2 protein-coding genes are annotated in these 683 nt (G+C 70.3%); both read right to left on the bottom strand.

Features of this window, described 5'->3' with window-relative positions; translation table 11 throughout:
- On the bottom strand, nt 1–405 hold a 405-nt coding region (locus G3I71_RS45330), incomplete at its 3' end, for a cation:proton antiporter (RefSeq protein ID WP_203733027.1).
- Between the two features lie 37 nt (nt 406–442).
- Nucleotides 443–683, bottom strand: a 241-nt coding sequence (locus G3I71_RS45325) for an alpha/beta hydrolase (RefSeq protein ID WP_164324755.1), incomplete at its 5' end; no start/stop codon positions are given.

Below are 683 nucleotides of genomic sequence, written 5' to 3'. Positions count from 1 at the left end.
CCGCAGGATCGGCAGCACCGCGCCCAGCGCCGTACTGGTGAGCGCGGTGCCGATCACCAGGCTCTTCGCCACGTCCGCGCCGCTGAGCAGCAGGGCGACACCGAGCCCGGCGGCGAACGAGAGGATCCAGGCGCCGCCGGCCCGGCGCAGGGTGGAGCCACGGACCTCGGCGAACCGGATCTCGTACCCCGCCAGGAAGATCAGCATCGAAAGGCCCAGGTCGGACAGGGTGTCGATGACCTGGTCGTGGTGGGCCCAGCCGAGCACATCGGGCCCCACCAGGATGCCGAGCACGATCTCGAAGATGACGACGGGGACGGAGAGCCACCGCCCGGTCGCGTAACCGAGCAGCGGGGCGAGTACCGCCAGGGCCATGATCAGGACGAGGGTCCCGGGGTGCTCCATCGCTCGTGTATAGCAAGGAACGCCCCGGAATCAGCCGCTATGACACCTCGCCGGTGATACCCGGTCGGTTCGGGCAGTGGGTGTCCCGGGCGGGCCGCTTCCCGGTCACCAGGAAGTCGCTGACCATCCGGTCCCCGCAGGCGTTGCCGTTGCCCAGATACATCCCGTGCCCGCCCTGCCCGACGGTGACCATCCTGGCCCGCTCACCGAGCGCCGACCGCATCTTGAGGGCCCCGGCGTACGGGGTGGAGGGGTCGCGCAGGCTCTGGATCATCAGG

Source organism: Streptomyces sp. SID12501 (genome assembly GCF_010550245.1).
GTDB lineage: Bacteria > Actinomycetota > Actinomycetes > Streptomycetales > Streptomycetaceae > Streptomyces.
This window is presented reverse-complemented; position numbering and strand designations above follow the sequence as displayed.